The 18,956-nt window shown below is 67.3% G+C and carries 19 protein-coding genes and 1 pseudogene; 7 read left to right on the forward strand and 13 right to left on the reverse strand.

The genetic code is table 11. The features are described from left to right. Positions 1–5: 5 nt before the first annotated feature. Positions 6–455 carry a MarR family transcriptional repressor CouR gene (gene couR / locus ACFTWF_RS27590; protein WP_378464323.1) on the reverse strand — a complete coding sequence of 150 codons (450 nt, stop codon included), beginning with the start codon at positions 453–455 and terminating at the stop codon, positions 6–8. A 114-nt stretch (positions 456–569) separates the two neighbouring features. Here couR and couN point away from each other — a divergent pair, with 114 nt between their 5' ends. From couN to couM, 3 genes are read left to right on the forward strand one after another with little or no spacing between them, the layout of a single operon-like run. Beyond that, positions 570–1,481, forward strand: a complete 912-nt coding sequence (couN, locus tag ACFTWF_RS27595) for a 4-hydroxyphenyl-beta-hydroxyacyl-CoA dehydrogenase (protein ID WP_378464324.1) — start codon at positions 570–572, stop codon at positions 1,479–1,481. Beyond that, positions 1,478–2,368: a 4-hydroxyphenyl-beta-ketoacyl-CoA hydrolase gene (gene couO, locus ACFTWF_RS27600; RefSeq protein ID WP_378464325.1), complete on the forward strand. Its 891-nt coding sequence runs from the start codon at positions 1,478–1,480 to the stop codon at positions 2,366–2,368. Before couN ends, couO begins: the two co-directional genes overlap by 4 nt. 29 nt (positions 2,369–2,397) lie before the next feature. Beyond that, positions 2,398–2,871: a p-hydroxycinnamoyl-CoA hydratase gene (gene couM / locus ACFTWF_RS27605; protein WP_378464326.1), complete on the forward strand. Its 474-nt coding sequence runs from the start codon at positions 2,398–2,400 to the stop codon at positions 2,869–2,871. A 61-nt stretch (positions 2,872–2,932) separates the two neighbouring features. Here couM and ACFTWF_RS27610 read toward each other — a convergent pair whose 3' ends face one another. Next, positions 2,933–3,112 (reverse strand): hypothetical protein, encoded by a 180-nt coding sequence (locus ACFTWF_RS27610; RefSeq protein WP_185727946.1) that lies wholly within the window; start codon positions 3,110–3,112, stop codon positions 2,933–2,935. Between the two features lie 341 nt (positions 3,113–3,453). Between ACFTWF_RS27610 and ACFTWF_RS27615 the strand changes: the two genes are divergently transcribed. The 3 genes and pseudogenes from ACFTWF_RS27615 to ACFTWF_RS27625 all read left to right on the forward strand — a co-directional run bounded on the left by ACFTWF_RS27615 (position 3,454) and on the right by ACFTWF_RS27625 (position 6,827). Continuing rightward, entirely contained in the window at positions 3,454–4,218 is a 765-nt protein-coding gene (locus ACFTWF_RS27615) for a pirin family protein (protein ID WP_378464327.1), read from the forward strand. A gap of 70 nt (positions 4,219–4,288) precedes the next feature. Then, positions 4,289–4,789 (forward strand): annotated as a pseudogene (locus ACFTWF_RS27620) (protocatechuate dioxygenase); the annotation flags it as partial. 88 nt (positions 4,790–4,877) lie between these two features. Then, complete coding sequence (locus ACFTWF_RS27625) at positions 4,878–6,827, forward strand: M13 family metallopeptidase (RefSeq protein ID WP_378464328.1); 1,950 nt, start codon at positions 4,878–4,880, stop codon at positions 6,825–6,827. 4 nt (positions 6,828–6,831) lie between these two features. Here the strand turns inward: ACFTWF_RS27625 and ACFTWF_RS27630 are convergent, their stop codons facing one another. The 11 genes from ACFTWF_RS27630 to ACFTWF_RS27680 form a co-directional block, all read right to left on the reverse strand. Further along, positions 6,832–7,896 (reverse strand): ABC transporter ATP-binding protein, encoded by a 1,065-nt coding sequence (locus ACFTWF_RS27630; RefSeq protein ID WP_378464329.1) that lies wholly within the window; start codon positions 7,894–7,896, stop codon positions 6,832–6,834. A 17-nt stretch (positions 7,897–7,913) separates the two neighbouring features. Further along, positions 7,914–9,233, reverse strand: a complete 1,320-nt coding sequence (locus ACFTWF_RS27635; RefSeq protein WP_378464330.1) for an ABC transporter substrate-binding protein — start codon at positions 9,231–9,233, stop codon at positions 7,914–7,916. 17 nt (positions 9,234–9,250) lie between these two features. Beyond that, positions 9,251–10,105 carry a carbohydrate ABC transporter permease gene (locus ACFTWF_RS27640; RefSeq protein ID WP_378464349.1) on the reverse strand — a complete coding sequence of 285 codons (855 nt, stop codon included), beginning with the start codon at positions 10,103–10,105 and terminating at the stop codon, positions 9,251–9,253. 44 nt (positions 10,106–10,149) lie between these two features. Then, on the reverse strand, positions 10,150–11,103 hold the full coding sequence (locus tag ACFTWF_RS27645; RefSeq protein WP_378464350.1) for a carbohydrate ABC transporter permease: 954 nt from the start codon (positions 11,101–11,103) through the stop codon (positions 10,150–10,152). Positions 11,104–11,178: 75 nt separating this feature from the next. Then, complete coding sequence (locus tag ACFTWF_RS27650) at positions 11,179–12,078, reverse strand: Ig-like domain-containing protein (RefSeq protein WP_378464331.1); 900 nt, start codon at positions 12,076–12,078, stop codon at positions 11,179–11,181. A 169-nt stretch (positions 12,079–12,247) separates the two neighbouring features. After that, positions 12,248–13,927 carry an FAD-dependent oxidoreductase gene (locus ACFTWF_RS27655; protein ID WP_378464332.1) on the reverse strand — a complete coding sequence of 560 codons (1,680 nt, stop codon included), beginning with the start codon at positions 13,925–13,927 and terminating at the stop codon, positions 12,248–12,250. A 92-nt stretch (positions 13,928–14,019) separates the two neighbouring features. After that, entirely contained in the window at positions 14,020–14,241 is a 222-nt protein-coding gene (locus tag ACFTWF_RS27660; protein WP_073362425.1) for a dodecin, read from the reverse strand. An 18-nt stretch (positions 14,242–14,259) separates the two neighbouring features. Next, positions 14,260–15,465, reverse strand: coding sequence for a serine hydrolase domain-containing protein (locus tag ACFTWF_RS27665; protein ID WP_378464333.1), 1,206 nt, complete (start codon positions 15,463–15,465; stop codon positions 14,260–14,262). Positions 15,466–15,558: 93 nt separating this feature from the next. Next, positions 15,559–16,074 (reverse strand): DUF6764 family protein, encoded by a 516-nt coding sequence (locus ACFTWF_RS27670; protein ID WP_378464334.1) that lies wholly within the window; start codon positions 16,072–16,074, stop codon positions 15,559–15,561. A gap of 53 nt (positions 16,075–16,127) precedes the next feature. Next, a complete protein-coding gene (locus ACFTWF_RS27675) occupies positions 16,128–17,156 on the reverse strand; it encodes a DNA polymerase domain-containing protein (RefSeq protein WP_378464335.1) in 1,029 nt (342 codons plus the stop codon). Further along, positions 17,157–18,200, reverse strand: a complete 1,044-nt coding sequence (locus ACFTWF_RS27680) for an ATP-dependent DNA ligase (RefSeq protein WP_378464336.1) — start codon at positions 18,198–18,200, stop codon at positions 17,157–17,159. Between the two features lie 147 nt (positions 18,201–18,347). Here ACFTWF_RS27680 and ACFTWF_RS27685 point away from each other — a divergent pair, with 147 nt between their 5' ends. Beyond that, positions 18,348–18,944 carry a hypothetical protein gene (locus ACFTWF_RS27685; RefSeq protein ID WP_378464337.1) on the forward strand — a complete coding sequence of 199 codons (597 nt, stop codon included), beginning with the start codon at positions 18,348–18,350 and terminating at the stop codon, positions 18,942–18,944. The last annotated feature ends 12 nt before the right edge of the window (positions 18,945–18,956 follow it).

Raw genomic sequence — 18,956 nt, forward strand, 5'->3', positions numbered from 1 at the left:
AGTACTCACGGGTGCGGCAGCGCAGATGACGGGAAGGCGATGCTCTGCAACGTGTCTCGCATCTGAGTGACGACTTCTTCGGGGATGCCCTCGAAATAGCGCCCGTGCGCGGCGTCGACACGTGCCTTCGCGTCGTCGCGGAGCCGACGCCCTTCGTCGGTGGCGGCGATCAGCTTGTTGCGGCGATCCGAGGGGTCGAGGGTGCGGACGACGAGTCCGCGTTCCTCGAGTTCGTCGACGAGGCCCACGATCTGGCTGGGATCGAGCCCCATCGTGGCGGCCACTCCGCGCTGGTTGACACCCTCGGCCTGTTCGCACGCGAGGACCAGGACCGAATAGGAGCGCACCCGCAGGCCCGTGGGGACGAGGGCCTTGTTGACCGATCCCAGCACCATCCCGCCGACGCGCGAGAGCAGGAACCCGATGTCGTCCGATAACGCCTGCGAGTCGGCCATGCGACGACCCCCTTCTGATGATTGCCGGTAGCGTAGCAGACCTTAATCATTGACATTATCAATCATCAATGATTACGTGTGATTCAGCGAACACGACCTTAGGAGAATCGCGACATGGACCTCAGCAACAAAGTCGCCGTCGTCACCGGCAGCGGGCAGGGCCTCGGGCTCGCCTACGCCAAGGACCTGGCACGCCGCGGCGCCGCGGTCGTGATCAACGACGTCAACCAGGCCACCGCCGACGCCGCCGTCGCGGAGATCACCGCCGCGGGCGGGCGCGCCGTCGCCGTCGTCGCACCGGTCGGCAGCACCGACACCGCCCAGAAACTCGTCGCCGGCGCGGTCGAGGCGTTCGGTCGCCTCGACATCATGGTGACCAACGCCGGCATCCTGCGCGACAAGGTGCTGTGGAAGATGACCGACGACGATTTCGACGCCGTCGTCGGCGTGCACCTGCGGGGCACGTTCACCTGCGTGCGTGAAGCGGTCCTGCGCTTCCGCGAGCAGGGTGGCGGCGGCCGCATCATCTGCATCGGCTCCCCCGCCGGGCAGCGCGGCAACTTCGGGCAGACCAACTACTCCGGTGCCAAGTCGGGCATCGTCGGCATGGTCCGCACCTGGGCGCTCGAACTGCAGCGCGCCGGGATCACCGCCAACGCCGTTTGCCCCGTCGCTGCCACCACGATGACCGAGACCGTCCCGTTCCTCGCCCCCTACATCGAGGGCATGAAGAACGGCGAACCGCTACCCGACATCATCCGCCGCGAGGTCGGGATGGGCACTCCCGACGACGCCGCAGGCATCATCTCGTTCCTCGCGTCCGACGACGCCGCCGACATCACCGGGCAGGCGTTCGCCGTCGGCGGCGACCGCCTCGCATTGTGGTCGCATCCGGAACTCACCGCGGTCGAGTACCACGACGGCGGCTGGTCGGCCGAAAACATTGCGGACCGGTGGGCTCGCACGTTCGGCGACTCCGTCCAATCCGTCGGCGAGGAGTTCCCCGAGGAGCTGATGGCGAAATGAGCCGCTACGAGTACGGCATCGACTTCGACAAGGTCGACGCCATCGACATCCACACCCACGTCGAGATCGACGGCTGCGGACACCGGTCCCTCGACGACGAACTGATGGCCGCGTCGGAGAAGTACTTCAAGTCCGGCGAGGAACGCACCCCGACCATCGACACCATCGCCGACCACTACCGGGCCCGGAACATGGCCGCGGTCGTGTTCACCGTCGACGCCGGGGCCGCCACCGGCCACGCCGCGAACTCCGTCGAGGAAATCGCCGAGGGCGCGGCCCGCCACAACGACGTCCTGATCCCGTTCGGGTCCGTCGACCCGTGGCAGGGCAAGGCCGCCGTGCGGCGCGTGAACCGCCTCGTCGACGAGTACGGCGTCAAGGGGTTCAAGTTCCACCCCAGCATGCAGGGCTTCGAACCGAACGACCGCCGGTTCTACCCGCTCTACGAGGCCATCACCGAGGCCGGAGTCCCCGCCCTGTTCCACACCGGGCAGACCGGGATCGGCGCCGGACTACCCGGCGGGCACGGCATCAAACTGCGCTACTCCGACCCGATGCTCCTCGACGACGTCGCCGCCGACTTCCCCGACCTCACCGTGATCATGGCCCACCCGGCGGTGCCGTGGGTCGACGCGCAGATCTCCATCGCCACCCACAAGGCGAACGTCTTCATCGACCTGTCCGGGTGGTCGCCGAAGTACTTCCCGCCGCAACTGGTCAAGGCCGCCAACAGCATGCTCCGGGGCAAGGTGCTGTTCGGCTCCGACTTCCCCGTCATCCAGGTCGACCGCTGGATGAGCGACTTCGACAACCTCGACATCAAACCCGAGGTCGCGCCCCTGATCTTCAAGCAGAACGCGCTGCGCGTCCTCGGCATCAAGCACTGACCGGGCTCACCGAACCACCAGGAGACATCGTGACCACCGCAACCACCACCCGGGTCGCCACCCTCGCCGACCTCACCGCCCTCGAAGGGCAGCCGCTCGGCACCAGTTCGTGGATCGACATCCCCCAGCAGCGGATCGACACGTTCGCCGACGCCACCGACGACCACCAGTGGATTCACGTCGACCCCGAACGCGCGAAGGCGGAGAGCCCGTTCGGTGGGCCCATCGCGCACGGCTACCTGACGTTGTCGCTGATCATCCCCATGTGGGACGAGGTCCTGACCGTCGACAGCGTGACCATGGCCGTCAACTACGGGCTGAACAAGGTGCGGTTCACCAGCCCGGTGCCGGCCGAGGGACGCGTCCGGCTCAACGCGACGCTGCAGTCCGTCGAACAGCTGCCCAAGGGCGGCGTCCAGGTGACCGTCGCCGGGCAGATCGAACTCGAGGGCAGCGAGCGACCCGCCGTCGTCGTCGAGGCCGTATACCGCTTCTTCGAGTAACCGACCCGTGAGTACTTGTTAACGTCGGGCGGTTAACAAGTACTCACGGGCGCCGGAGGCGCTACTCGGGAGCCTGATCCTCGGGCTCGACCTGTTCCACCTGCTCGCGCTCGGACGCGTTGCCCGCGATCCCCTTCGCCTCGCGTTCGGCCGCCAGACGGTCTTCCATGTCGTCGACGAGATCTGCGATCCGCTGGTGCTCGGGGAGGTGCTGATCGTGTCGATCCGAATTCGCCTTCATCACGCTCCTTCCGCTGTGTGCGACGTGCCGGAATCCTGTGACTTCCGTAACGCACAATTCGAACTGTACGCCGCGGGTTCGGTCGAAGCGGGCATTCGGGGCAGGCGAACTGGACGCTCGTCTCCATGCACTTTTCGGCGACGGCGAAACCTCTTGCCGAACAGAGCCTTACGGACGCTCGGCGCGCCAATGTCACACTGCGCAACCTCATTTCACCGTCGAGGCGGATCCTCCACCGCATCGGGCAGGCGATGATTTCGATGCACAATCGACACCGTCTTGCGAGAACGTGCAGCCGGCACCTCGTACTCTGGACCGGTACCACCCGAAGGAGGACCGATATGCCAGCAGTCACCACACCTCACGTTTATGTTCACCGCGCCGGCGATCGGCTGAAAACGAAGATTTCCTGGTTGGATTCGAAGCACTCGTTCTCCTTCGGCCAGCACTACGACCCCGACAACACGCACCACGGACTGCTCCTCGTGAACAACGACGACACCGTGCTCCCGGGCCAGGGATTCGAGACGCACCCGCACAAGGACATGGAGATCGTCACCTGGGTCCTGCGGGGATCGCTCGTCCACCAGGACTCGATCGGCCACTCCGGCATCATCTATCCCGGCCTTGCGCAACGCATGAGCGCAGGCAAGGGCATCATGCATTCCGAGAAGAACGACAGTTGGCGCCTGAGCGGTGAGCAGCACCACGAGCCGGTGCATTTCGTCCAGATGTGGGTGGTACCCGACGAAGCCGGTCTCACACCGAGTTACGAACAACTCGAGATCGAGGACGAGATCCTCAAGGGCGGCCTGGTGCCGGTTGCGTCCGGAATGCCCGAATACAAGGACAATTCGGCGATTCGGATCAACAACAAGCACGCGGCCCTGCACGTCGCGCGCGTCTTCCCCGGCTCGCCTGTCACGCTTCCCGAGGCGCCTTTCCTCCACGTCTTCGTCGCCCAGGGCACCGCGGAGATGGAGGGCGTGGGCACCGTGTACGAAGGCGACGCCGTCCGGCTGAGCGCCTCCGGTGGCCAGCAGATCTCGTCGCACTCCGGCGCGGAGGTCCTCGTCTGGGAGATGCACGCCCGCATCGGCGGGTGAGTTCCCAGCGACTTCACAGCCTGACGGCACGGTGCCAGCAGGTTCGTGCGCCACGATCGGGTCACAGCCCGACCTCGGCGGCAACGGTGGGCCCGCGGGGGCGCCGCCGGCAGGCGGTCCCGGTGGCGACATGTCCGGCGGTCCCGGCGGGGGCGGTCCCGGTGGCGACATGTCCGGCGGTTCGGGTGCGACGTCCGGCGGGTCCTACAGTGTCGGCGACAGCGAGGCGACCACCACGGACGACGGCACCTACCTGCGCGGGGCCCAGACCACGGACGTGAACGGCATCGCCCAGTTCACCACCATCTTCCCCGGCTGGTACCAGGGCCGGACCACCCACATCCACCTCGAGGTGCACATCGACAAGAAGACGGTGCTCACGACGCAGCTGTTCTTCGACGAGGCCCTGCTGAACGAGGTGTACGCGACGGCGCCGTACTCCGACCACACCGGCCGCGAGAACAACGTGACCAACGCCACCGACGGCATCTACGACGACGCAGGTCTGCTGACCGTCGCCAAGCAGTCGGACGGCTACCTCGCGGCGATCAATCTCGGCGTCGACGTCTGATCGATCTCCGTTCTCTCGCCCCGACCGCGGTTTCGCCCTGAGCGCAGTGGTGGACCGCTCCCCGAGAAACGGTGTAAGGATGGAACGCATGACCACGGCTCAGCGCTCCGGCATCGACCTCACCCACCTCGACAGCGACACCCGCGCCCAGGACGACCTGTTCGTTCACGTGAACGGCAAGTGGATCGACGACTACGAGATTCCCGCGGACCGGGCGATCGACGGCGCGTTCCGCACGCTGTACGACAAGGCCGAGGTCGACGTCCAGACCATCATCGAGGAGGCGGCGGGCTCCGGCGCGGCGCCGGGCACCGACGCGCAGCGCATCGGCGACCTGTACGGCAGCTTCATGGACGCGGACGTCGTCGAGGCCGCGGGGCTCGCCCCGATCGCCGCGGAACTCTCCGACGTGGCGTCGGCCGCCGACCTCTCCGCCCTCGCCGCCGTGCTCGGCCGGCTGCAGCGCACCGGGGTCGGCGGGGCCGTCGGCGGCTACGTCGACACCGATGCGAAGAACTCGGAGCGGTACCTCGTCCACTTCAGTCAGTCGGGGATCGGCCTGCCCGACGAGTCGTACTACCGCCAGGACGATCATGCGGAGATCCGGACGGCGTACGTGGCGCACATCGCGAAGATGTTCGCCCTCGCCGGCGTCGACTACGACGCGCAGCGGGTGTTCGACCTGGAAACGAAGATCGCGGCAGGTCACTGGGACGTCGTGAAGCGTCGCGACGCCGAACTGAGCTACAACCTGCTCACCCTCGACCAGCTGCCCGCCGGGTTCGACTGGTCCGCGTGGATCGACGCGCTCGGCGGCACGCCGGAGCAGTTCGCCGAACTCGTGGTCCGCCAGCCCGACTTCCTCACCACCCTCGCCGGGCTGTGGACGTCCGAAGCGTTCGACGACTGGAAGGCGTGGGCCACCTGGAACGTCATCCGGTCCCGGGCCCCGTACCTCACGCAGGCCCTGGTCGACGAGAACTTCGCCTTCTACGGGAAGACGCTGACCGGCGCCGAAGAGATCCGGGACCGCTGGAAGCGCGGCGTGTCCCTGGTGCAGGACCTGCTGGGCGAGGCCGTCGGCAAGCTGTACGTCGAGCGGCACTTCCCGGCGGACGCGAAGGCCCGCATGCAGGAACTCGTCGCGAACCTGCAGGAGGCGTACCGGCGCAACATCTCCGACCTCGACTGGATGAGCCCCGAGACCCGGCAGGCCGCGCTGCGCAAGCTGGAGAAGTTCACGCCGAAGATCGGGTACCCCGACAAGTGGCGCGACTACTCGGCCGTCACGATCTCCCGCGACGACCTGGTCGGCAACTACCGCAGCGGGTACGCCGCCGAGTACGACCGCGACCTCGCGAAGCTCGGTGGGCCCGTGGACCGCGACGAGTGGTTCATGACACCGCAGACGGTCAACGCCTATTACAACCCGGGCATGAACGAAATCGTCTTCCCCGCAGCCATTCTGCAGCCCCCGTTCTTCGACGCCGCGGCCGACGACGCCGCCAACTACGGGGGCATCGGTGCCGTCATCGGCCACGAGATCGGGCACGGATTCGACGATCAGGGCGCGAAGTACGACGGCGACGGCAACATGATCGACTGGTGGACCGACGACGACCGCACCGAATTCGGCAAGCGCACGAAGGCACTGATCGAGCAGTACAACGTGTTCGAGCCGAAGGCACTGCCCGGTCACACCGTGAACGGCGAATTCACCATCGGCGAGAACATCGGCGACCTCGGTGGCCTGTCCATCGCCATCGCGGCGTACCGGATCGCCACGGACGGGTCCGAGCCCGAGACCCTCGACGGTCTCAGCGGTCTCCAGCGGGTGTTCTTCGGCTGGGCTCAGGTGTGGCGCACCAAGGCCCGGGACGCGGAGGCGCTCCGCCGCCTCGCCGTCGACCCGCACTCGCCGCCCGAGTTCCGGTGCAACGGCGTGGTCCGCAACCTCGACACGTTCCACGAGGCATTCGACGTCCGGCCCGGGGACGCGCTGTACCTCGACCCGGAGGAGCGCGTGAAGATCTGGTAGCCGGCTATCGCAGGCGGTTCCCCGTCGCCGCGGAGAAGAAGTACACCTCGCCCGGCTTCGGCTGCAGGTGCACCCTCTCCCCCGCGGCGACGGTGCGGGCGCGGTCCACCCGCACCACCACCTTCCCCGACGTCCCGGACGCGTACACGAACGACTCTGCGCCGAGTTCCTCGAGCAGGTCGGTCTCCACCGTGTAGGAGTCTTTCCGCCACGACCCGACCAGCGTCCACGACTCCGGCCGCACGCCGACGATCACCGACTCGTCTCCGATCGCGGAGCGCGGCACGGGAATACGCAGATCACCCAGTTCCGCGACGCCGTCCCGGATCGGGGTGTCCACGAGGTTCATGCCGGGTGAGCCGATGAACCCGGCGACGAACGTGTTGACGGGGTTGTCGTACAGCTCACGCGGGCGGGCGACCTGCTGGAGCCGCCCACCCTGCATGACCGCCACCCGGTCGCCCATCGTCATGGCCTCCACCTGGTCGTGCGTGACGTAGACGGTGGTCGTGCCGAGCCTGCGCTGCAGCCCCGCGATCTGCGAACGGGTGCTCACGCGCAGCTTGGCGTCGAGATTGCTCAGCGGTTCGTCCATGCAGAACACCTTGGGATGCCGCACGATCGCCCGGCCCATCGCCACCCGCTGACGCTGCCCGCCGGACAGTTTGGCCGGTTTACGATCCAGCAGGGGTTCGAGCTCGAGCATCCGCGCCGCCGCCAGCACCCGCTCGGTGCGTTCGACCTTTCCGACGCCGGCGTTGCGGAGCGCGAACCCCATGTTGTCGGCCACCGTCATGTTCGGATACAGCGCGTAACTCTGGAACACCATGGCCACGTCGCGGGCCCGGGGCGGCAACGCGGTGACGTCGCTGCCGCCGATCTCGATCCGCCCTGCCTCGACGGCCTCGAGGCCGGCCAGCATCCGCAGGCTGGTCGACTTGCCGCACCCCGACGGACCGACGAGGACGAGGAACTCGCCGTCCTCGATGTCGAGGTCCAGCCGATCGACCGCGGGTCGATCGGCTCCGGGGTAGCGGTGGGTGACACCCGCGAACTGCACGTTGGCCATAAAAGTTCCTTCTCCTCCTACTGGGGCAGCTTGGGTGTGATCTGACGGTCGATGATCTGCTGCAGTTGCGTCCCGACGCCGGCGAACGTCGCCGCCACATCCGCGTTCTGAAGGGCGATCTGTTCGAGTCCGGTGCCGATGATCTGGTCGCCGCCGGGCACGAACACCCGGGCGTAGTCCTGCGACCGGGTCTTCGCGAGCTGGTCGACGGCGGTGCGCGCGTTGGGATTCGCGTCGAGATACGCCTTCATCCCCGGATCCTCGACCGCGGATTTGCGGACCGGCATGTACCCGACGTTCTGCGAGAAGTACGCGGTGTTCTCGCCGTTCGTCACGAAGTCGATGAACTTCAGGGCGTTCGTCTTCCGTTCGTCGGAGATCCGCGACGGAATCGCGAGGCCGGCGCCGCCGGTCGGGCAGCCCGGCGCGCCCGACGCCGGCAGGAAGGCGGTGCCGAAGTCGAAGGTGGCGGACTTGGTGATCCCCGACAGGTCCCCGGTGGAGGCGATGGTCGACGCGAGGATGCCGGCACCGAACTCGTTGGCGATGTCGCTGGACACGGCCGCGTACTTCTTCGTGTGGATCATGTCCTTCAGGAACGTCCCCGCGGCGAGCGTCTTCTCGTCGCCGAACTTCAGATCCCACTGGTCGGAGTAGGCACCGCCGAACGTCCACACCGGTCCCTCGAACGTCCAGCCGAGGTAGTTCTTGGCGTCACCCCAGCCGTGGGCCAGCTTGCCGTTGCCCATCACCCGCTGCAGTTCGGGACCCCACTCGTCGAATTCCTGCCAGGTGGCGGGACCGCGGTCGGGCAGGCCCGCCTGCGACCACACCTGCTTGTTGTAGTAGAACAGCGGCGTCGACCGGGCATACGGGAGCGCGTAGTGCTTGCCCTCGAACAGGTAGTCGGCGAGCAGCGAGTCGACGTAGTCGGCGGAGTCGACACCGACCTCCCCGAACAGGCCGTCGAGCGGCTCGATGGCACCGGTCAGGGCGTAGTTGAACCACCAGACGTCCGACAGGACGACGACGTCGGGGAGTTCGCCGCCGGACAGTGCCGCGTTGAATTTCTGCGACACCTCCTCGTAGTTCTTGCCGCCGTCGACGAGATTCACCGTGAGGTCGGGGTACTTCGCCTGGAACCGGTTGATCAGCTCGCGCTCGACGTCCTGGGACTTACCGGGGTGGTTGGACCAGAACGTGATGGTGTTCGCGTCGCCGGCCGCACCGGAGGTCGTCGGCGAACCCGACCCGGACCCCGCACATGCCGTCAGCGCGGCGCCGGCCGCGACCGCGCCGGCCAGCCCGAGGAATCCCCGGCGATTCATCCGATTCATGTCTCTCCTCGTGTCCGCTATCCCTTGACCGCACCCGATGTGAGGCCTTTGATCATGTGCCGTTGCAGCACAAGGAAAACCGCGAGGATCGGCAACATCGTGAGCACCGTCCCCGCCATCACCGGGCCCCAGTTGGTGAGCCCGTCGTTGTTCTGGAGCTGGGTCAGCCCGATCGGCAACGGCGCCACGGACGCGTCGTCGGCCATCAGGAACGGCCACAGGTATTCGTTCCACTCGGTGACGACGGTGATGATCGCGAACGCCACCATCGTGGGGCCGGACACGGGCAGGACCACCCGCCACAGCAGCCTGAAATGGCCGGCGCCGTCCATCCGGGCAGCCTCGATGATCTCGGTGGGTATCGACAGGAAATGGTTGCGCATCAGGAATGTTCCGAACGCGACTCCCGCCAGCGGAACGATGATGCCGTGAAAGGAGTTCCGCCAACCCCATTCGGCGACGAGCGCGTAGTTGGAGATGACCGTGATCTGGTTCGGCACCATCAGCGCCGCGATGATGCCGAGGAACACGAGGTTCTTACCCGGGAACCGCAGGAACACCAGCCCGTAGGCGCTGAGGACACCGAGCGTGAACTTCACGACGGCGAGCACGCCGGTGATGATCACCGAGTTGCGCAGGAACGTCCAGAACGGCACCGACGTGGTGGCCTCCGAGTAGTTCTCGGGATGAAAGGTCGCGGGCCACCACGTGACCGGGAGCGTGTACACGTCGGGGCGATCCTTGAACGACGTCATCACGATCCAGTACAGCGGCAGGGCCACCATCACCAGCACCGCCACCATCGCGGCGTACCCGAGGGCGGTGACGAGCACTTCCCGACGCCGGTGGCCGCGGGTGAGATCTGCCGTCACCGGCGAAACAACCTGGCCGCGCTGATCGCGCACGGTGTCCACACTCACCGGCCGTCACCCCGATCCATGATCCGCACCTGATAGACGGTGATCCCGAACAGGACTAGAAACATGATCGTGGCGACCGTGGCGCCGTAACCGGCGCGGAAGTTACGGAACGACTCGTTGTAGACCTGGTAGACCATGGTGGTCGTGCCGGCGCCGAGTGGACCACCGCGGGTCATCACGTTGATGATGTCGAACACCTGAAGTGAGCCCAGCATCACCGTGATCGAGAGGAAGTAGGTGGTGGGACGCAACTGCGGGAGCACGACCCGGCGGAACGTCGTCCACGTGCTCGCCCCGTCGATCTCCGCGGCCTCCGCCAGCTCGCGTCGCGTACCCTGCAGTGCCGCAAGGTAGATCACGAACGTGTAGCCGAGGTTCTTCCACATGTAGGTGACCGTCACCATGAACAGTGCCCAGTGCGGATCCTGATAGAAGTCGGGAACGGAGTCGATCCCCACACGGTGCAGCAGGTCCTGGATCAGCCCGAACCGGGGATCGAACACGAATTGGAAGGCCACCCCGATCGCGGCGCCCGAGATGACGAACGGCGCGAAGATCGCCGAGCGAACAAGGTTGCGGCCGTGCAGCTTACGATCGAGCAGCAGGGCGAGCGCGAGACCCGCGACCATGGACCCCGCCACCGTGGCGACGGTGAACACGACGGTGTTCCCGACGATCTGCCAGGTGTCGGGGCGGCTCCACCATTCGCGGTAGTTGCCCCAGCCGATGAACGTGGCGACGGGGTCGGCGATGTTCCAGTCGAAGAACGACAGCCGGATGTTGTCGACCAGCGGGCGGTAGGTGAACAGAACGAGCAGAACCAGATTGGGGCCCACCAGCGCCACGAACAGTGCGTGGTCCCGCCACGGACGCCCGAGGAATCCCTGCTTTCCCGGCGACGGCAGGGTTCGTTCCGGACTCGATCTCACTGCGGCAGTCTGACGAGCGATTACGAATAGCCGGTGAATTGCCGTAGCCCGCACATTGAACTGTGCGGGCTACGGGAAAACGCGGTCGGATCGGGGTCAGCGGTTCCAGTCGCCGAGTCCGTCGGAGCCGCTCAGCGTGCCGCCCGCGGTGTTCTGCACGACCACGGCGTCGCCCTTCTTCGAGTTCTCGTAGAACCACTTGGCGTCCTCGGTGCTCACGTTGAGACAGCCGTGGCTGGTGTCGGTGTTGCCCTGCGCGTTCACCGACCACGGTGCCGCGTGGACGAAGATGCCGCTGTACGACATGCGGGTGGCGTACTCGACGTAGGTGCGGTAGCCCTCCGCGGAGTCGACCGGCACGCCGTACGTGGAGGAATCCATGTACATGTCCCGGAACTTGTCGCCGATGATGTACGTGCCGTTGGGGGTCTCGTGATCGGTCTTGCCCATCGACGTCGGCATGGTCTTGACCACCTCGCCGTTGCGGGTGACGGTGATCTGCTTGGTGTTGTCGTCCGCGGTCGCCACGAACGCGTCACCGATGGTGAACGTGGAGTGCGAATCGCCGGCATCCACCGTGACCTCGGTGTTCGCGGGCCAGAACTCGGTGGGCTTCCACCGCACCTGGCTGTCGTTGATCCAGTAGAAGCCGCCCTCGACCGGCTGGCTGGTGGTGACCTTGATGGCGCGCTCGGCGGCGGCGCGGTCGCCGATCGCCTCGTTGAACCGGATGATCACCGGCTGAGCGACACCCACGACCTCGCCCGCACCCGGGTTGAGGGAGGGAGCCGAGAAGTTGGCCGGCGCGGGAGCCGGTTCCGGAAGCGGCAGTTGCGGCGTGCCGGGGAGACCGGGCAGCGCGGGAATGGCCGGGATCTCGGGTCCACCGGGAAACAGCGGTGCGGCCTGTGCGGCCCCTACCAGCGCCGTTCCCGACACGACAGCGCCGGTCAGTGCGACAGCGACGCGCGACGACCAGATTCCTGACTTGCTCATATGACCACTCTCGTTCGACGACGTGTACAACGCGCGTCCCCGACGGACCTATCACTCGCGCACTGCCATTAACACACATCATCCGGCCACGAGCAATTTGCCCGCAATCGTTGCCGCTCCGCGGCCTGCGCGACCTGGGTGTCACCGCGTGGTCAAGAAGTGCTCACGATCAGGTCTCGGCCCGGGCGGCCGCCAGCATGCTCTCGATGGTGATCAATTTGGCGCGGGTGCGGCCGGTGGCCCTGCCCCCGGCGCGCTCGGTCTTGTCGATCCGCTGCCAGCCCTGGTAGTCGACGGCGTCCGGCGCGCGTTCGGCGATGAGCCGGTCGAGCCCCTCACGATCGGCGGGCGCGTCGAGCCGCCCGGCGGCGAAGTCGTCGATCAGCATCCTGACCGTTTCCGCGGAGCAGTACTTGTTGGTGCCGATGACGCCGGTGGGCCCGCGCTTGATCCAGCCCGCCACGTACACGCCCGGCACCGGCGTGCCGGTCTCCGGGTCGATGACCCGGCCGTTCTCGTTGGGGATCACGCCCCGCCGGTCGTCGAAGGGGAGACCGGCCACCGGCTGACCGCGATAGCCGATCGACCGCAACACCAGGCCGGTGTCGAGAGTCGTGGTGTCGTCGGAGGGTTTGGCGCTGAGAGCGCCGGACGCGTCCGCGACCATCTCGTTCCGTGCGATGCGCACCGATTCGACGGCGTCGGTGCCGAGGATCTCGACGGGCGACGTCAGGAAGCGCAGCACGATCCGCTTCTTCGCCGGGTCGGCGGTGCGCCGGGCGAAGTCCTCGACCTGGCGTACCTTGTGGCGCTGCCACGGCTCCGACTCGTCGCCGTCGATGAACGCACGGCTCGCGGGGTCGAGGACCGCTTCGTCCGGGTCGACGACGATGTCCACGTTCGGCATGCGCCCGAGCGCCAGGAGTTCGGGGTTGGTGTAGGCGGCCTGGGCCGGACCCCGGCGGCCCAGGATCACGACTTCGCGGATGTTGCTCGCCCGCAGGGCCTCGAGGGCGTGCTCCGCGAGATCGGTCGTGGCCAGGACGTCCGGGTCGGTGACGAGGATGCGGGCCACGTCGAGGGCCACGTTGCCGTTGCCGACGACGACGGCCCGCTCCCCCGACAGATCGAACGTGCGGTCGGCGTAGTCGGGATGGCCGTTGTACCAGGCGACGAACTCGGTGGCAGCGTGGCTGCCGACCAGATCCTCGCCGGGTATGCCCAGCGCGCGGTCGCCGGCCGCACCGACCGCATAGATCACGGCGTGGTGGTGCGCGAGCAGGTCCTCGTGGCTCACGTCCCGGCCCACTTCCACGTTGAAGTGGCAGTGCACCGTGCGCTTACCGACGACCGAGCGGAACTGGTCGGTGACCCCCTTGGTACCCGGGTGGTCCGGCGCGACACCGGCACGCACCAGCCCGTACGGGGTGGGCAGGCGGTCGAAGATGTCGACCTCCACGCGCGGTTTCGCGGTCAGTTCCATCGCGGCGTAACAGGCGGCCGGACCGGACCCCACCACCGCGACGTGCAGGGTGCCGAGCTCCGCATCGATCTGCGGGAACTTGAGCGGCTCCGGCCAGTCGGGGCCGATGGGGTGTTTGGTGTAGTACTGCGCGTTGATGTCGAGATACGGCTCGTCGACCTCCTCGAGGTCGTTCTCCGCGTAGATCGCCTCCACCGGGCATTCCTCGACACAGGCTCCGCAGTCGATGCAGGTGTCCGGGTCGATGTACAGCATTTCCGTGGTCGCGAACGGTTTCTCGTCCGGCGTGGGATGGATGCAGTTGACCGGACACACATCGACGCACGACGCGTCGTTGCAGCACGGCTGCGTGATCACATAAGCCACAGTTATCCCCTACCCGAGTACGCGCAGTCAGACGTCGAAATGTGACATCAGACTATAACGTGTTCCATTTTTGCGCGAGAACCCACGGACGGTCAGACGGCGTCGCCCGGCTCCACCCGGAATCCGACCTTCAGCGTGACCTGGTAGTGCGCGACGGCGCCGTTCTCGACGTGGCCCCGCGTCTCGACCACCTCGAACCATTCGACGTTGCGCACGGTTTCGTTGGTCCGCGCGATGGCGTTCTTGATGGCCGCGTCGGTGCTGTCGCTCGACGAACCGACGACCTCGACGACCCGGTACACGTGATCACTCATCAGGGATTCCTTTCGTGGTTACTTGTCGTTCCGGACGATCGCCTGCGCCTCGACACCGAGCCGGGCCAGACGAAGATCACCGAGTGCCGTGAACGAACTGCCGAGCCGGTTGGTGACGAAACCCAGCGCCAGTCCGCTCTCCAGGTCGGCGTAGGCGCCGGATCCGCCGACGCCGTAGTGCCCGATCGCGTTCACGGGTTGTTCCCGCGTCATGAAGATCGGCCGGTGGTAGCCGAGCGACCACCGCGGCCGGATACCGAGAACGTAATCGCGGTCGTTGGTCTGCACCTGCGACATCTGCGCGATGGTGGACTTGCGCAGGAATCGGCGGCCGTCGAGTCTGCCGCCGTTGGCGATGGCGCCGTACATGCCGGCGAGCGCCCGTGCGCTGAACACGCCGTTCCAGCCGGGCATCACCGCGTCGTGCACCGCGGGATTGCGGACCAGCACGTCGAAACCCTGCGGCATCGCCGCCTCGGCGAGACCTCGGGTGGGTCCGACGAGCGACAGCACGTTTGACGTGAGTTCCCAGTTGAGTCCGGCCGGGTTGATGTGCGGGAACAGTTTCGCGATCCGCGGACGATGGTGTCCGGGTACCTGGTACCAGAAGTCGTCGACGCCGAGCGGACCGGCGATTTCGTCCTGCACCACCTGGACGAACGGCTTTCCGGTGACGCGGGCGATCAGTTCGGCCACCAGCCACCCGTAGGTGACGGCGTGATATCCGGGACCGCGCAGGCGGCGCGGATCCGCCGGTGCGGCCGCCAGCGCCTCCACGACGGCGTCGTATTCGAGGAGGTCGAGCGGGCTCCGCATCAGCCCCCGCACCTTGTGCAGCCCGGCCCGGTGGGTGAGGAGGTCGCGGACGGTGATGTGGTCCTTGCCCGCCGCGCCGAATTCGGGCCAGTAGCGCGCCACCGGTGCGTCGTAGTCGATCAGGCGGCGCTCGGCGAGCCGGTGGACGACCGTGCTGGCCACGCCTTTTCCCGTCGAGAACGACAGGGCCATCGTGTCGCGGTCCCACCGGCGGTCCCGGTCGGCCCAGCCCGCCCAGATGTCGAGGACCTTCTCGCCCCGGAAGTAGACGGTGAGGGCACCGCCGCCGTGCTGAGGCTGCCGGTACATCGCGAAGAACCGGTCGGCGAGCGGCAGGAACCGTGGATCGACGTGCAGCTCCGTCCGTGGCACGGACAGGGGCCGGCGAACTCGAACGCTGGTCGACATCGACCACCTCCGATCTCGCTGCCGTATGTCCTACGGCAGTTGCGTCAACCCATTGTGACTACCGTCACCATACGACGCGGACCGGGGTGGTGTTCAGGGAAGCCGCCACACAGTTGTGCCGTCGCTGATACATGCTTGACCTGCAAGGAAATTGATGGCCAGCGACGGTCCCGCGGCGCACACGACGCCCTTGGCCGGATCGGCGACGAGCGCCTGCCCTCCCGGACCGCTCAGGACCAGCGCGGGACCGGCGGTGTCGACCGTCCCGATCGCCACGCTGTCGGGCCCGACCGCGACCGCGGCAACCACACCTCGGCGCGACTCGGCCGCTCCGACACCGCCGCCCAGTCCGGCGCCGAGCGCCGTTCCCGCATGCGCCGCGTCGGCGAAACCGACACCGTCGGTGCCGAACGCCGCCGAATTGCTGCTCGGGTCGGCGTTGGCCCCGCACGCGGTGCGATCGACGACCGTGGTGTGGCCCCGGCCCGGCGGGGACACGCAGGAGAGGGAGGCGGCCGACGCGGTGGCCGGCGCGAGCATCAGGGTCCCGAGAGCCGTCGCGACGACCCCGAGGACGAGTCCGGTAGTACCGACCGTCGTGCGTTCCATGGCGACCTCACATTGTTCCCGACCCGACCGTCCCGAGCCTACGTGAGTGCCGGCTATTTGCGGTCTCGGTCCCGACTCGGTTGTACCCGCTTGGGTTCCCCCGGCATCTTGGGGTAATTGGGTGGGTACGGGAGATCGCCGAGACCGTTCGCGGTGTCGCGTTCGGCCATCTCCAGCAGCACGTCCAGGGACTGCGCCACGTCACCCATGGTCGCCATGGGGTCGCCGCGCTTCGCGAGCAGGGCGGGCACGGTCGCGATGGTGAAGTCGTCGGGGTCGACGTCGACGAGTTCCTCCCAGGTGACGGGGGTCGACACGGTGGCGATCGGGGTCTTGCGGGCCGAGTAGGCGGACGCGATGGTCTTGTCGCGCGCGTTCTGGTTGAAATCGAGGAAGATACGTTCGCCGCGTTCCTCCTTCCACCACGACGTGGTGGCCCGGTCGCCGCTGCGCCGCTCGACCTCCCGGGCGAGGGCGATGCCGGCGCGCCGCACCTCGACGAAGTCCCAGCGCTGCTCGATGTGGAGGTACACGTGCAGACCGCGGCCGCCCGACGTCTTGGGGTAGCCGACGAGGCCCAGCTCGTCCAGCAGCGGCCGGAGCACGTCCAGCGCGACCGCGCGGGCGTCGTCGAATCCGGTGCCGGGCTGCGGGTCCAGGTCGATGCGCAGTTCGTCGGGGTGATCGACGTCGGGACACCGGACCGCCCACGGGTGGAACGTGATGTTGCCGAGGTTCGCCGCCCACACGATGTTCGCGGCGCTGCGCACGCGGAGCACGTCGGCCTTGCGGCCGGACGGGAAGGTGACCTCACACGACTCGACGTGGTCGGGACGCTTCGCGGGGACCCGTTTCTGGTAGATCTCCTCCCCCTCGACGCCGTCCGGGAACCGTTGCAGGTGCGTCGGCCGGTCGATCAGGGCGCCGAGCAGCGCACCGTTCAGTGCCACCGTGCGGTAGTACTCCACCAGGTGGCGTTTCGTGCCGCCCTCGGTGCCGAGTTTCGGGTAGTAGATCTTGTCGGGACTCGACAGCCGCACGGCGACACCGTCGACGTCGAGTTCTTCGGCGGGACTCGCCATCTAGGAACCTCCGGCCAGAACGTCGGCAAGGTCGTATCGCACCGGGACCTCCAATTGCTGGTATGTGCATTCGTCGGGCGTCCGGTCCGGACGCCAGCGCAGGAACCGCGCGGCGTGCCGGAACCGCGCGCCCTCCATCTGGTCGTACGCCACCTCGACCACCCGTTCGGGGCGCAGCGGCACCCAGGTGCGGTCGTTGCCCGACTGCCACCGCGTCGGCGCGCCGTCGGCGACGACATCATCGCCGACCCGCAGCTCGTCGAGTTCGGCGAGCAGTTCGATCCGCCGCGCCGCCGTGAACGCCGACGCGCCACCGACCATCGCCATCTGGTCGCCGTCGTACAATCCGAGCAGCATCGACCCGATCCCCGGCTGGCTCTTGTGCGGCCGGTATCCGATGACGACGCAGTCGGCGGTGCGGGCGTGCTTCACCTTCACCATCTCCCGCTTGTTCGGCAGGTACGGACCGACCAGCTTCTTGGCCACCACCCCGTCCAGGCCGGCGCCCTCGAACGCCTCGAACCATTGCGTGGCGACCGCGCTGGATTCGGTGGCCGCGGTGACGTGGCAGCTCGGTCCGCCGCCGACGGTCGCGACGAGTTCCGCGCGCCGGACGGAGAAGTCCTCCCGGCTGAGGTCGCGGTCGCCGAGGGCCAGCAGGTCGAATGCGACGAACTGGGCAGGCGTCTTCTCCGAGAGCATGGTGACGCGGCTCTCCGCCGGATGGATGCGCTCCGACAACGACTCCCAGTCGAGTCGGGTGCGGCCGTCGATGTCGCGGGGGACGACGAGTTCGCCGTCGACCACGCACCGTTCCGGCAGCTCCTCTCGCACCGCCCGCACGAGTTCGGGAAAGTACCTGGCCAGATCCTTTCCGCCCCGCGAGCCGAGCACCACCTCGTCGCCGTCACGGAACACGAGGGTGCGGAAACCGTCCCATTTCGGTTCGTACGACCAGACGAGCCCGGACTCCGGTTGCGCCGGAACGGACGACGCAGCCTTCGCGAGCATCGGCTGTAACGGAGGCATCACGGGGAGATCCACCCGTCCATACTGTCACCACGATTGGCAAATCGGACAGCGATGTAATCAAATAATGCGCGACACGGCATTTGCGGTGGACACGGTCGAGGTGGCGACGGTCATCTCAGAGGAACGGGTGGCGGGACGTCGCCCGACGGAGGGTCAGACATGACAGGGTTAGTTCGGCGGGTGTGTACCGCAGTCGTCGCGGTGTCGGCGACGGCAGTGCTGGTCGCGGGGTGCGGTTCGGACACCACGCCCACCGCGGTGCCGGAGTCGGGTGCCTCCGCGGCCACCTCGTCCAGCCATTCGACCACCGTGATCGACGGCCAGGAGGGCGAGGACGCCGGCGGCGACGTCGACTTCGAGGTCGAGATCGGTGAGTGCGTGAAGCTCGGCGGCACCGTCAGCGACGCCGAGATCGACAAGGCCGTGTGCGGCAGCGCCGACTCGAACTACAAGGTGATCGCCAAGGCCCCGAAGAACAGCCAGTGCATCAGCGACGCCGACTCGTACTACTACGAGACCCTCGGCGGTGTCGAGCAGGGCGCGATCTGCCTCGACGTGGACTGGGTCGTCGGCGGATGCATGGATGTCGGCGGCGAGGATCCCGCGCGCATCGAGTGCACCGACACCAAGGCGGTCGACGGTGTGAAGGTGACGGAGATCGTGCAGGGCGCCACGTCCGTGGACTCGTGCAACACGTCGTCCAACGGATACGAGTACCCCGAGCGCAAGTTCGTCGTCTGCGTCGACGAAATCTGACCGGGCGCCGGC

It is taken from the genome of Rhodococcus sp. NPDC056960 (assembly GCF_042674125.1).
Classification (GTDB): domain Bacteria; phylum Actinomycetota; class Actinomycetes; order Mycobacteriales; family Mycobacteriaceae; genus Rhodococcus_F.

Coding starts and splice junctions, on each gene's coding strand:
- couN (WP_378464324.1), top strand. CDS start 570: ATGGACCTCAGCAACAAAGTCGCCGTCGTCACCGGCAGCGGGCAGGGC.
- ACFTWF_RS27635 (WP_378464330.1), bottom strand. CDS start 9,233: ATGAATCGGATGAATCGCCGGGGATTCCTCGGGCTGGCCGGCGCGGTC.
- ACFTWF_RS27665 (WP_378464333.1), bottom strand. CDS start 15,465: ATGTCGACCAGCGTTCGAGTTCGCCGGCCCCTGTCCGTGCCACGGACG.
- ACFTWF_RS27675 (WP_378464335.1), bottom strand. CDS start 17,156: ATGGCGAGTCCCGCCGAAGAACTCGACGTCGACGGTGTCGCCGTGCGG.
- ACFTWF_RS27660 (WP_073362425.1), bottom strand. CDS start 14,241: ATGAGTGATCACGTGTACCGGGTCGTCGAGGTCGTCGGTTCGTCGAGC.
- ACFTWF_RS27630 (WP_378464329.1), bottom strand. CDS start 7,896: ATGGCCAACGTGCAGTTCGCGGGTGTCACCCACCGCTACCCCGGAGCC.
- couO (WP_378464325.1), top strand. CDS start 1,478: ATGAGCCGCTACGAGTACGGCATCGACTTCGACAAGGTCGACGCCATC.
- ACFTWF_RS27610 (WP_185727946.1), bottom strand. CDS start 3,112: ATGAAGGCGAATTCGGATCGACACGATCAGCACCTCCCCGAGCACCAG.
- ACFTWF_RS27650 (WP_378464331.1), bottom strand. CDS start 12,078: ATGAGCAAGTCAGGAATCTGGTCGTCGCGCGTCGCTGTCGCACTGACC.
- ACFTWF_RS27670 (WP_378464334.1), bottom strand. CDS start 16,074: ATGGAACGCACGACGGTCGGTACTACCGGACTCGTCCTCGGGGTCGTC.
- ACFTWF_RS27685 (WP_378464337.1), top strand. CDS start 18,348: ATGACAGGGTTAGTTCGGCGGGTGTGTACCGCAGTCGTCGCGGTGTCG.
- ACFTWF_RS27615 (WP_378464327.1), top strand. CDS start 3,454: ATGCCAGCAGTCACCACACCTCACGTTTATGTTCACCGCGCCGGCGAT.
- couR (WP_378464323.1), bottom strand. CDS start 455: ATGGCCGACTCGCAGGCGTTATCGGACGACATCGGGTTCCTGCTCTCG.
- ACFTWF_RS27625 (WP_378464328.1), top strand. CDS start 4,878: ATGACCACGGCTCAGCGCTCCGGCATCGACCTCACCCACCTCGACAGC.